We start from the raw sequence: 11,143 nt of genomic DNA, 5'->3' as shown, positions 1-11,143 counted from the left end.
TGTTTTTCTAGGTTTTTCCTGAATCGAGCCACCAAAGACGGTCACGGGAATTTGATGCAGATCAGAGTCGGCGGGCTTTGCTTCATGCAAAACCCGGTCATCAACAAATCCAAAGGCCGTAAAATGACCAAGAAACTCGCCGCTTTGACCCTTTCGACCGCGCTCGTCGCGTTTGCTGCGCCCGTTTTCGCCCAAAATCAGGGCGACTGGACCGTTGGTGTCGGTGTCGGCTATCTCGACCCGAAATCCGACAATGGATCCCTCGCCGGGCTGGATGCAGATGTCGATTCCGACACACGCCCGATCTTTACTGCCGAGTATTTCGTTCGGGATAATCTGGGTATCGAGCTGCTGGCCGCCACACCGTTCAGCCATGAGGTCACACTGGGTGGCAGCCTCGACGCAGGGACCGTCAAACACCTGCCGCCCACATTGTCGCTGAACTATCACTTCCCGACCAACTCGGTCTGGAAACCCTATGTCGGCGCGGGCATCAACTATACCATCTTCTTCGACGAAAAATCGGCTCTGGGTGATCTCGAGCTCGACAACTCGGTCGGCCTCGCACTGCAGGCCGGTCTGGACTATATGGTCACCGAAAAAGGCGCTGTTCGTCTGAACGTACGCTGGTTCGACATCGACTCGGACGTCAAACTGAACGGCACCGATATCGGCACAGCTGAAATCGATCCTTGGCTGGTCGGCGTATCCTACGTTCACCGCTTCTGATCCTTTACACAGAACGCCCTGCCGTTACCTCGTCGGCGGGGCGTTTTTTTGCTCAGAGCATTTCGTTCATCAGTTCCCGTCCGATCAGCATCCGGCGGATTTCGCTGGTACCGGCGCCGATTTCCATCAGCTTGGCGTCGCGGAATATGCGGCTGACCGGCGAATCCGACAGGAACCCCGCGCCGCCCATAGCCTGAACTGCCTGATGGGCCTGCGTCATGGCCTGTTCCGAAGCATACAGACAGCACGCTGCCGCATCTTGCCGGGTCACATCCCCGCGGTCACAGGCCTTGGCGACCTCGTAGACATAAGCCCGGGCTGAATTCATGGCCGTGTACATGTCAGCAATCTTGCCTTGCATCAGCTGAAAGCTGCCAATCGGTTTGCCGAACTGCTTGCGCTCGGCCAAATACGGCATGACTTCGTCCAGACAGGCGGCCATGATTCCAGTTCCGATCCCGGCGAGCACAACGCGTTCGTAATCCAGCCCTGACATCAGAACCGCGACACCCTTACCCTCTTCGCCCAGAACATTTTCAAAGGGCACCTCGACGTCATCAAAAATCAATTCCGCCGTGTTTGATCCGCGCATGCCCAGCTTGTCGAAATGGGGCGAGGTCGAAAAGCCCGTCATCTCTTTTTCGACCAGAAAGGCGGTGATCCCTTTGGATCCAGCATCAGGATCCGTCTTGGCGTAAACGACCAGAGTATCCGCGTCCGGCCCGTTCGTGATCCAGTATTTGCTTCCGTTCAGCCGGTAGTGATCATTGCGCTTTTCCGCCTTCAGCTTCATCGAAACGACGTCTGATCCGGCGGACGCCTCAGACATGGCCAGCGCGCCCACATGTTCGCCGGAAATCAACCGAGGCAGATATTTCGCCTTTTGCTCGGGGCTGCCGTTCAGCTTGATCTGATTGACGCACAGGTTTGAATGCGCCCCGTATGACAATGAGATTGAGGCAGAGGCCCGCGCCACTTCTTCAACCGCGACGGTATGAGCCAGATAGGACATGGCCGCGCCACCATATTCCTCGGGCACTGTAATTCCTAGCAGGCCCAACTCACCCATCTCGCGCCAAAGTTCATTGGGAAACGCGTTCGAGGCATCGACCTTCGCGGCCATCGGCTTCACCCGCTCTTGCGCCCAGCGATGCACCATTTCACGCAGTGCGTTCACATCTTCACCCAGATCGAATTGCATGGCCGCCGTGAACATCGAACTCTCCCAGTAAATGAACGATTGTTCAAATAATCTGCCATGACCATGAACCCGGGTCAAGCGCTGACCGAAAAAGGTTCACCCGCGAGCCGATCCGGAGCGTCACAAATTCACCATACTCGACGATTAGATCGCCTAAGCCGTTAAGTTTTTTTGCTTCAAGGATTCTGCGAATGGCCCCAACCAATGTCATCGTAAATGGTACTTTTAATAGCGGTTCCGCAAATTGGTCTGGTACGGATATCGAAGCTGACCACACTGAGGGTGCCTATCTCGGGAATGGTTCATCGAATCGTGTGGCCGAAATGGATGGCAACGCAAGCCAAGTCACGGTGATGGAGCAAACGTTTACGCTGGATGACCCCAAATCCGGCGAGCTTAGCCTGGATTCCGCACTTAGGACGGCATCTAACTCAAATGCAGGCAGCGAAGGATTTACAGTCGAGATTCTGGACAGCAACGGCGTCGTTATCGCCTCGATGACCGTTCTGCCGACTGCGAACAGCTTTTCCACATTCACCATGCAGGTCGATTTCCCTTCCGCCGGTGACTATACCCTGCGCCTTACCGAACTTGGCCTTAATGATAGCCTTGGCGCCATTGTCGATAACATCGAGTTACTGGTGTGTTTTTGTCAGGGCACCCTGATCGAGACGGAACTCGGGGAACATCCCGTTGAAACCTTGCGTGAAGGTGATCTTGTGCTGACCCGATCGGGGCTGAAACCTGTCAGATGGATCGGACAGCGGCATCTTTCGGCAACCGATCTGGCAATCAATCCAAACCTGAAACCGGTTCGAATCGCGAAATCCGCATTAGGGGACGGTTTGCCGAAACAGGATCTTCTGGTTTCCCGGCAGCACAGAATGCAAATCTCTTCGGCGGTGGCGCAGCGCATGTTCGGATCGCCGGATGTGCTGGTCGCGGCCATCAAGCTGTCGGAATTGCCGGGAATCGAGATAGACAACAGCCTTGATCAGGTTGTGTATTACCACCTGCTGTTCGACAATCACGAAATCGTTTTTGCAAATGGCGCCCCGAGCGAAAGCCTGTTGCTGACCGACACGTCGCTGGCATCCGTTACGGCGCAGGCCCGCGAAGAAATCCAAATGATCCTTCCAAATCTGCTGGAAGCCCAGAATACAGTGCCGTCTTATCCGATCCCTGAAAATCGGCTGCAAAAACGACTGGTCGAGCGGCTGCGGAAGAACCAAAAATCCCCGCTCGAATCACAGGAAATGTGATCAGGATTGGAACACCGCGCCGACCTCGGAGCGAATGATCCGTGCGATCAACCGGCAATCATCCAGTGAAAAAGTCAATGGCACCCGCATATCCATGATCCCGGTCAAAATGCGGTCACTCGCAGGCAGAGGCGCGCTTTCCACATATCGCCAACTGTCATAGCGCGAAGTAAACCCGGTGGGCTCTGCTCCGCCGAACCATTTCAGATCCACACCACGCGCCGCGCAGCGCTGCATCACAAGAGCAATCCGTTCGGGTGACCAGTCCAGCAGCAAGAACTGAATCGACGAGCCCACATAAGTTTCCGCCTCGGGCCGTTCGACAATGGTAAGTCCCGGCGTGCCGCGCAGCCCTTTTTCGATCTCGACATAGCGCTCATTCCACCGGTCAATCTGTTGTTCCAGATTGCGAAGCTGCGGCCTAAGGATCGCGGCCCTCAAATTGTCCATGCGCCCTGAGACATTGGGCGTGGTGTACTTGATCCGCTCGAACACCTCCGGGCCCGGCGCTGCAAGGTGGCGCTCATACAGCATGTAGGATCCTGAAAGGACCGTCGCCTTGGCAGCCAGTTCCTCGTCATCGGTAATCAACAACCCGCCTTCACCGGAATTTATGTGCTTGTAGGTCTGGCAGGAATAACACCCGATAACGCCCTGCCGTCCGGATTTTTGCCCGCGCCATGCGGCGCCCATCGTGTGCGCGCAATCTTCGATCACGGCCACACCGGCGGCATCGCAGATTTGCATCAACCGATCCATGTCGCACAGATGCCCACGCATATGGCTGAGCATCAGCACATCAGACTGATCCAGTTTGCTTTCGAGATCATCCAGATCAATCGTCAGCGCTTCGGTCACACCGACAAATACCGGCTTGGCTCCGATCGAGGCAATCGCCCCCGGCACCGGTGCCAGGGTGAAAGCGTTGGTCAGAACCGTATCTCCGGGCTGCACCCCTATGGCGCGCAATGCTGTCGCCAGTGCATAGCCGCCCGAGGAGACCGCCAGACAGTATTTTGCACCGGTCTGCGCGGCAAATTCCTGTTCTAACAGGGCGGTCTCGGCCAGTTCGCCGGGCGACACGTTATATCTGTGCAGCCGGCCATGACGCAAAACGGCCAGAGCCGCCTCGATCGCCTCATCCGGGATTGGTTCCTGCTGGGTGAAATTGCCAGTAAACTTCTCAGTCATCTTTTCGCTCTTGAGGCCGCGATGGGCCGGGGTCAAGGGGTCAGGCTGCAGCTCCGACCAAATCAAAAACAAGTTTCGGCAGGTCATCAAAATGATGTAACAGCGCTTCGGGTTTCAGCGCAGCCATGTCGTCGCCAGATGGCCCGAATGTTACAAGCACCGAAGGTACACCTGCAGCACGCGCCGTATTCCGGTCGGTGTCGGAATCCCCGATCAGAACGCACAGATCCGGGTGCCCACCTGCCCGGCGGGCAGCTTCACGCAGGGGCTCCGGATCGGGTTTGCGAACCGGCAAAGTATCCGCACCGACGAGTGAGCCGAACCGGTCGCGCGCACCCATTTGGGTCAGCAGCTGATGTGCCAGAGCCTCGGGTTTATTAGTGCAGATACCAACGCCATAGCCGGCCTCTTTCAACTTTCCAACCGCGTCCAGAGCGCCTGGATAAAACCGGGTATGGGTGTCAATCGCCTCCGAGTACGCCTCTAAAAGCATCGGGTAATAAGCGTGAACAGCCTGCTCGTCATAGGCCCCAACCCGCTTCAAACCGTGGGTCAGCATCATCCGCCCACCACGCAAAGCGATGCCAGCATCCTGCCCGTGGACCAGCACATCGCCGTGCCCCATATCGCGAAAACAATGGTTTGCGGCCTCCAGCAAATCCCCGGAAGTATCCGCCAGTGTCCCGTCCAGATCAAAGATGACTGTTCGCATTACGCCTCCTGCCTCGGCGGGTTTTCGCCACGTCTTGTTGCAAACGGCAATCTAGTTTGATGGCTGAACCGCTTGCGACTTTACCCTCAGCGGATAAAACGGACTGCAACAAAACACAAAGAGAAAACGATTTCATGAGTATCGCCCTTGTCATCCTTGCTGCCGGTAAAGGCACCAGGATGAATTCGGATATCCCGAAAGTCCTGCACCCGATTGCTCAGGCGCCTATGCTGGTCCATGCCATGCGCGCTGGTGCTGTTCTGTCGCCCGAGCGGACCGTCATTGTCACCGGGCACGGGTCCGAAGCCGTTGCCAAAGCAACCCTGGCCGAGGACGAGACCGCACAAATCGCCATTCAGGCCGAACAGCTGGGCACCGCCCATGCTGTCGCACAGGCGCGCGAAGCGCTGCAGGGTTTCAACGGCGACGTGGTTGTTCTGTACGGGGACACGCCCTTTTTGCAACCCGATACGTTGGAACGTATGATCGAAGCGCGGGCCAAGAACGATCTGGTTATTCTGGGTTTTGAGGCCGCAGATCCTGCACGCTATGGCCGGTTGGTCATGAACGGACAGGCCCTTGAACGCATCGTCGAATACAAAGACGCCTCGGATAATGAGCGCGATATAACACTTTGTAATTCTGGCCTTTTGGCCTGTGACGCTGAATTGCTGTTTTCGCTGATCGACGACGTCGGCAATGACAATGCCGCCGGTGAATACTACCTGCCGGATGTCGTGGCAATCGCCCGATCCCGTGGCCTGAATGTCACCGCAGTCGCCTGTGACGAGGCACAAACGTTGGGTGTGAACTCGCGCGTTGACCTGGCCGCTGCGGATGCGGTTTTTCAGGCCCGTGCCCGCGCCGATCTGCTGGATCTGGGGGTCACGCTGATGGCGCCGGAAACCGTTTATCTGGCCGCCGACACCGTCATTGGCCGCGACACAGTGATAGAACCCAATGTGGTCTTTGGCCCCGGTGTCACGGTGGAAAGCGGCGCGACGATCCGGGCATTTTCTCATCTTGAGGGCTGCCATGTCAGCCGCGGCGCCATCGTCGGCCCCTATGCCCGCCTGCGCCCCGGCGCTGAGCTGGCAGAAAACACCCGCGTCGGCAATTTTGTCGAGATCAAGAATGCTGAGATCGCCGAAGGCGTGAAGGTCAACCATCTCAGCTATATCGGGGACGCAACGGTTGGGGCGGCGACGAATATCGGCGCGGGTACGATCACTTGCAATTACGATGGCGTAATGAAGCACCAAACAACCATCGGCCAGAACGTCTTTGTCGGATCGAACACCATGTTGGTGGCACCTGTCACCATTGGTGACGGCGCGATGACGGCCACCGGAACCGTGGTGACGCGCGATGTGGAAGCGGATGCTTTGGCCGTTGCGCGCGCCAAGCAGGACAACAAGCCCGGTTATGCGCGTAAATTGTTTGACATGTTGACGGCGAAGAAGGCTCGTCGCGACAAAGGAGCCTGACAGATGTGTGGGATTGTAGGCGTATTGGGCAAGCACGAAGCTGCCCCCATCCTGGTCGAGGCCCTAAAACGGCTGGAATACAGGGGGTATGACAGTGCAGGCATTGCTACGGTCAATGGCGGATCCCTGGGTCGGCGTCGGGCTGTAGGCAAGCTGGTAAACCTCAGCGACCTGCTGGTGCATGACCCGCTTCCCGGTAAATCCGGTATCGGCCATACCCGCTGGGCCACCCATGGCGCGCCGACAGTTTCGAATGCGCATCCCCACCGGGCCGGGCCGGTTGCCGTTGTTCACAACGGCATCGTTGAAAACTATCGAGAGCTGCGGACAGAGCTGGCGGAACACGGGATCGGGTTCGAAACCGAAACCGATACGGAAACCGTCGCCCTGATGGCTGAACATTACCTCAAATCAGGGCTGCCCCCGGTTGAAGCCGCCTATAAAACCATCGACCGGCTGGTCGGCGCATTTGCCCTGGCCTTTCTGTTTGACGGCGAAGATGACCTGATCGTGGCCGCGCGCAAAGGCTCGCCACTGGCAATCGGGCACGGGGACGGAGAGATGTTTGTCGGCTCGGACGCCATCGCGCTAGCGCCGCTGACGGATCGCATCACCTATCTGGAAGAAGGTGACCGTGCGGTTGTGACCCGCACATCGCTGGAAATCCGCAACGAAGCAGGTGAGCTTGCCAATCGCGAAACCCGCAAGATCAAAGTGGATCACAGCCGCGCCGACAAGGCCGGGCACAAGCATTTCATGGCCAAGGAAATCGCGGAACAGCCGATTGTGGTTGCCGAGGCGATCCGGTCCTACCTGCCCTCTGCCGGGGATCAGGTCGTTCTGCCGGGGGATCTGGATTTCACCAAGCTGGACCGTCTGACGATGGTCGCTTGCGGGACCGCTTTCTACGCCTGTTTGACCGCCAAATACTGGTTCGAGCAACTTGCCAGAATACCGGTCGAAGTCGATATCGCCAGCGAATTTCGCTATCGTGAACCTCCGATCCCGGAACGCACTATGGCGCTGTTTGTCAGCCAATCGGGTGAAACCGCCGACACGCTGGCCGCCCTGCGGTATTGCGACGGCAAAGCGGACAAGGTCGTCTCAGTCGTCAATGTTCCAGAAAGCTCGATCGCACGTGAAAGCGACATCGCCCTGCCGATCCATGCCGGGGTTGAGATAGGCGTCGCCTCGACCAAAGCCTTCACCTGTCAGCTGAGCGTGTTGCTGATGCTGGCGCTCAAGGCTGCCGCGGACCGTGGCACGTTGAGCGACGAGGAACTTGCCGATCACGCCGCCGCGTTGCGCGGGCTGCCTTCGGTGCTGAACACCGCGTTGGATCAGAACCGGGCCATCAGGAAATCCGCCCAGCGCTTGTCCGAGGCGCGCGATGTTCTGTTTCTGGGACGCGGCCTGATGTACCCGCTGGCGATGGAAGGGGCGCTGAAACTCAAGGAAATCAGCTATATCCATGCCGAAGGTTATGCTTCGGGTGAGCTAAAGCACGGCCCCATTGCCCTGATCGACAAACACATGCCCGTGGTGGTTCTGGCCCCGCGAGACACGGTGTTCGACAAAACCGTGTCGAATATGCAAGAGGTCATGGCACGCAAGGGTAAAGTCATCCTGGTGTCCGATGATGACGGCATCGCCGAGGCGGAAGACGGGGTCTGGAGCACGATCCGCATGCCGCATGTGCACCCCAGCCTTGCGCCGATCCTCTATTCGGTGCCCGCTCAGTTGCTGGCCTATCATACGGCGGTGGCCAAGGGCACGGATGTGGACCAGCCGCGCAATCTGGCGAAATCCGTAACGGTGGAGTGACGCATGTCCAAGCAATTTCCGGCGCTGGATGACGCCCATTGCAAGTTTATCGAGGATCAGCATCTGTTCTTCGTCGGCACCGCCGGACATGAAGGACGGGTCAATATCTCTCCCAAAGGGATGGACTCGCTGCGGGTACTGGGGCCCAATCGGATTGTCTGGATGAACCTGACCGGCAGTGGCAATGAAACCGCCGGGCATTTGCTGGAGGTCAATCGCATGACCCTCATGTGGTGTTCCTTCACCACGCGCCCGCTGATCCTGCGGACCTATGGCACCGCGCGTACATTGCATGCCGGGGACGAGGGCTGGGACGCATTGGCCGGGCTGTTTCCCGACCACCGCAGCGCCCGCCAGATCTATGACCTTGCGATTGACATGGTTCAAACCTCTTGCGGGTATGCCGTACCGTTCATGGAATACCTGTCCGAACGGGACACGATGCAGAAATGGGTCGACGGTAAGTCCGATGACGATATCCGAGATTATTGGGTTGAGCGGAACCATCAGACGATCGACGGCAAGCCAACACGCGCTGCGGACCTATGACGCCCGTCACCTATCTTGACCAGATCCGCGCCCATGCCGACCCAGAGCGCGCCGTGCAGATGGCGGCTTATCACAAGGTCGAACGCCTCTATCTGGGCGTTGCAAATCCGGTTCTGAACGACCTGACCAAACTATGGCGACAGGAACTGGACGTTGCTGCGCGGGTGGATCTGGCTGACGCCCTCTGGCAGACCGATATCCACGAGGGCCGTCTTGCCGCAGCCAAGTTGCTGACCCAAGCCCGTATCCGCCCCGATGAGGCTGCTTGGGCATTGCTGCAAAGCTGGTTGCCTGATTTTGATGCCTGGGCGGCGGCGGATCACGCCTGTATGGCGATGCAGAAACGCTTGTCCGCCGACCCGGAGCGGTTGGATCAGGTCGAACTCTGGACCGCGTCAGACCACATGTGGACACGGCGCGCCGCGCTGGTTGCCACCCTGCCCTGGACCAAACAGAACCACCCCAAGCCAGATGATCTGGACCGGCGCGACCGTATTCTTGGCTGGGCAGCGGGTTATGTGTCTGACCGTGACTGGTTCATCCAGAAAGCAATCGCATGGTGGCTGCGCGAGCTGTCGAAACATGACGCGGACCGAGTGGTTAACTTTCTGCGCGACCATAGTGCGGCCATGAAGCCCTTTGCCCGGCGTGAAGCTGGCAAATATCTGAAAGGTCAGTTGGAATAAACTTCCAGCTCGACAAGTTCGTCATAAGGCAAAAGCAGCGCCCGCATCGCATCCAGCGACAGCCTGCTGCCGCCGCTTTCGGGCCCACGGGCCGGGACCAGCGTGATATAGGCCTGCGCCCCTGTTCTAGACACGACAACGCGCCCCGTGAACTCTGTCTCGACCAAAGGCGTTTCCATCCAGCGTCCCGGCGTTGTCGGATCACCTAAGCTGGCAATGGTGGTCTTGGCACCAACCCAACCAGCGGCGGTTGCGGGGACCGGAACGGATTCGGCAACGTCTGCTTCCGCGGCGACCTCTGGTTCAGCCGCGGGTTTGTCGCGACCGAAAACCCGATCAGTTGTCGAGCGGACAGTGTCACAGCCCGCAACAAGGATACAAATGGTCAGCAGAGCGTATTTCATGGCCTGAACTTAGCCCCCCTCACAGGACTGTGCCAGCACAAAGCACAGTTCAGGCTTGTCGCAGGCCAGTCGCCGCTTTACGTATGACTCATGACAGCTCCGCTTATCGACCCGTTCGCACGTGCCATCACCTATCTCCGCGTCTCCGTTACGGATCGCTGTGATTTTCGCTGTGTTTACTGCATGTCCGAAGACATGAAGTTCCTGCCGAAAAAGGATCTGCTGACGCTGGAAGAGCTGGACCGTATGTGCACGACCTTCGTGAAGATGGGCGTGGAAAAGCTGCGCATCACCGGGGGCGAGCCGCTGGTCCGCCGAAACATCATGTCATTCTTCAATGCCATGACCCGGCATCTGGACAGCGGCGCGTTGAAAGAGCTGACGCTGACAACCAATGGCTCACAACTGCATCGCTTTGCTGACGATCTCTATGCGGCGGGCGTGCGCCGGGTGAATGTGTCGCTGGACACGTTGGATGATGAGAAATTCAGCCAGATCACCCGTTGGGGCCGGTTGAAACAGGTTCTGAACGGAATTGATACTGCCCAAAAGGCTGGCCTGCGGGTCAAGATCAACGCTGTGGCCCTGAAGGGGTTCAACGAGGCCGAACTTCCAACAATCACCCAATGGTGCGCTGAGCGCGACATGGATCTGACCTGGATCGAGGTGATGCCGATGGGCGATATCGGGAACGAGAACCGTCTGGATCAGTACTGGTCGCTCAAGGATGTCCGCAAGGAATATGAAAGCCACTATACCGTCTCCGATCTGGCAGAACGCACTGGTGGACCAGCGCGATATGCGCGGCTTGAAGAAACGGGCCAGAAGATCGGCTTTATCACACCGCTGTCGCATAATTTCTGCGAAAGCTGCAATCGCGTCCGCCTGACCTGTACGGGTGAGCTGTATATGTGTCTGGGGCAAGAGGATATGGCCGATCTGCGTGCCCCCCTGCGAGATCATCTCGATACCGAGGCGCCGCTGGAACAGGCCATCCGCGCGGCGATAAATCTTAAGCCCAAAGGCCACGACTTCGACTATTCCCGCCAGGCGGTCGACGGCAAGATGAGCCGCCATATGAGCCATACGGGCGGCTGA

The 11,143-nt window shown here is 58.0% G+C and carries 11 protein-coding genes; 7 read left to right on the top strand and 4 right to left on the bottom strand.

Annotated features, from left to right (window positions below; genetic code table 11):
• The first annotated feature begins 123 nt into the window (after positions 1-123).
• The gene (locus AC2FH2_RS09815) at positions 124-729 is read left to right on the top strand and encodes an OmpW/AlkL family protein (RefSeq protein ID WP_271950306.1); all 606 of its coding nucleotides are present in this window, start codon (positions 124-126) and stop codon (positions 727-729) included.
• Positions 730-781: 52 nt separating this feature from the next.
• Here AC2FH2_RS09815 and AC2FH2_RS09810 read toward each other — a convergent pair whose 3' ends face one another.
• On the bottom strand, positions 782-1,945 hold the full coding sequence (locus AC2FH2_RS09810; RefSeq protein ID WP_271950212.1) for an isovaleryl-CoA dehydrogenase: 1,164 nt from the start codon (positions 1,943-1,945) through the stop codon (positions 782-784).
• Between the two features lie 176 nt (positions 1,946-2,121).
• Between AC2FH2_RS09810 and AC2FH2_RS09805 the strand changes: the two genes are divergently transcribed.
• Positions 2,122-3,192 carry a Hint domain-containing protein gene (locus AC2FH2_RS09805; protein WP_496689743.1) on the top strand — a complete coding sequence of 357 codons (1,071 nt, stop codon included), beginning with the start codon at positions 2,122-2,124 and terminating at the stop codon, positions 3,190-3,192.
• Here AC2FH2_RS09805 and AC2FH2_RS09800 read toward each other — a convergent pair whose 3' ends face one another.
• Positions 3,193-4,383, bottom strand: coding sequence for a DegT/DnrJ/EryC1/StrS family aminotransferase (locus AC2FH2_RS09800; protein WP_271950215.1), 1,191 nt, complete (start codon positions 4,381-4,383; stop codon positions 3,193-3,195). It lies immediately after the preceding gene.
• A 40-nt stretch (positions 4,384-4,423) separates the two neighbouring features.
• Positions 4,424-5,095 (bottom strand): HAD-IA family hydrolase, encoded by a 672-nt coding sequence (locus AC2FH2_RS09795; RefSeq protein ID WP_496713055.1) that lies wholly within the window; start codon positions 5,093-5,095, stop codon positions 4,424-4,426.
• A 134-nt stretch (positions 5,096-5,229) separates the two neighbouring features.
• Between AC2FH2_RS09795 and glmU the strand changes: the two genes are divergently transcribed.
• The 4 genes from glmU to AC2FH2_RS09775 are packed head-to-tail and all read left to right on the top strand — an operon-like array spanning position 5,230 to position 9,641.
• Complete coding sequence (gene glmU / locus AC2FH2_RS09790) at positions 5,230-6,582, top strand: bifunctional UDP-N-acetylglucosamine diphosphorylase/glucosamine-1-phosphate N-acetyltransferase GlmU (RefSeq protein ID WP_496823402.1); 1,353 nt, start codon at positions 5,230-5,232, stop codon at positions 6,580-6,582.
• 3 nt (positions 6,583-6,585) lie between these two features.
• Positions 6,586-8,406: a glutamine--fructose-6-phosphate transaminase (isomerizing) gene (gene glmS, locus AC2FH2_RS09785; protein ID WP_142634924.1), complete on the top strand. Its 1,821-nt coding sequence runs from the start codon at positions 6,586-6,588 to the stop codon at positions 8,404-8,406.
• A 3-nt stretch (positions 8,407-8,409) separates the two neighbouring features.
• On the top strand, positions 8,410-8,955 hold the full coding sequence (locus tag AC2FH2_RS09780; RefSeq protein WP_496689740.1) for a pyridoxamine 5'-phosphate oxidase family protein: 546 nt from the start codon (positions 8,410-8,412) through the stop codon (positions 8,953-8,955).
• Positions 8,952-9,641, top strand: a complete 690-nt coding sequence (locus tag AC2FH2_RS09775) for a DNA alkylation repair protein (protein WP_496689739.1) — start codon at positions 8,952-8,954, stop codon at positions 9,639-9,641. Before AC2FH2_RS09780 ends, AC2FH2_RS09775 begins: the two co-directional genes overlap by 4 nt.
• Here the strand turns inward: AC2FH2_RS09775 and AC2FH2_RS09770 are convergent.
• Entirely contained in the window at positions 9,629-10,045 is a 417-nt protein-coding gene (locus tag AC2FH2_RS09770; RefSeq protein ID WP_496689738.1) for a hypothetical protein, read from the bottom strand. The two genes, AC2FH2_RS09775 and AC2FH2_RS09770, sit on opposite strands and share 13 nt — an antisense overlap.
• Positions 10,046-10,135: 90 nt before the next feature.
• Between AC2FH2_RS09770 and moaA the strand changes: the two genes are divergently transcribed.
• Entirely contained in the window at positions 10,136-11,143 is a 1,008-nt protein-coding gene (gene moaA, locus AC2FH2_RS09765) for a GTP 3',8-cyclase MoaA (protein ID WP_142634932.1), read from the top strand.

Source organism: Ruegeria sp. YTSA105 (assembly GCF_059610225.1).
This window is presented reverse-complemented; position numbering and strand designations above follow the sequence as displayed.

Bases quoted from the DNA above. Each gene is read 5' to 3' on its own strand.
- AC2FH2_RS09815 (WP_271950306.1), top strand. From the start codon at position 124: ATGACCAAGAAACTCGCCGCTTTGACCCTTTCGACCGCGCTCGTCGCG.
- AC2FH2_RS09810 (WP_271950212.1), bottom strand. From the start codon at position 1,945: ATGTTCACGGCGGCCATGCAATTCGATCTGGGTGAAGATGTGAACGCA.
- AC2FH2_RS09805 (WP_496689743.1), top strand. From the start codon at position 2,122: ATGGCCCCAACCAATGTCATCGTAAATGGTACTTTTAATAGCGGTTCC.
- AC2FH2_RS09800 (WP_271950215.1), bottom strand. From the start codon at position 4,383: ATGACTGAGAAGTTTACTGGCAATTTCACCCAGCAGGAACCAATCCCG.
- AC2FH2_RS09795 (WP_496713055.1), bottom strand. From the start codon at position 5,095: ATGCGAACAGTCATCTTTGATCTGGACGGGACACTGGCGGATACTTCC.
- glmU (WP_496823402.1), top strand. From the start codon at position 5,230: ATGAGTATCGCCCTTGTCATCCTTGCTGCCGGTAAAGGCACCAGGATG.
- glmS (WP_142634924.1), top strand. From the start codon at position 6,586: ATGTGTGGGATTGTAGGCGTATTGGGCAAGCACGAAGCTGCCCCCATC.
- AC2FH2_RS09780 (WP_496689740.1), top strand. From the start codon at position 8,410: ATGTCCAAGCAATTTCCGGCGCTGGATGACGCCCATTGCAAGTTTATC.
- AC2FH2_RS09775 (WP_496689739.1), top strand. From the start codon at position 8,952: ATGACGCCCGTCACCTATCTTGACCAGATCCGCGCCCATGCCGACCCA.
- AC2FH2_RS09770 (WP_496689738.1), bottom strand. From the start codon at position 10,045: ATGAAATACGCTCTGCTGACCATTTGTATCCTTGTTGCGGGCTGTGAC.
- moaA (WP_142634932.1), top strand. From the start codon at position 10,136: ATGACAGCTCCGCTTATCGACCCGTTCGCACGTGCCATCACCTATCTC.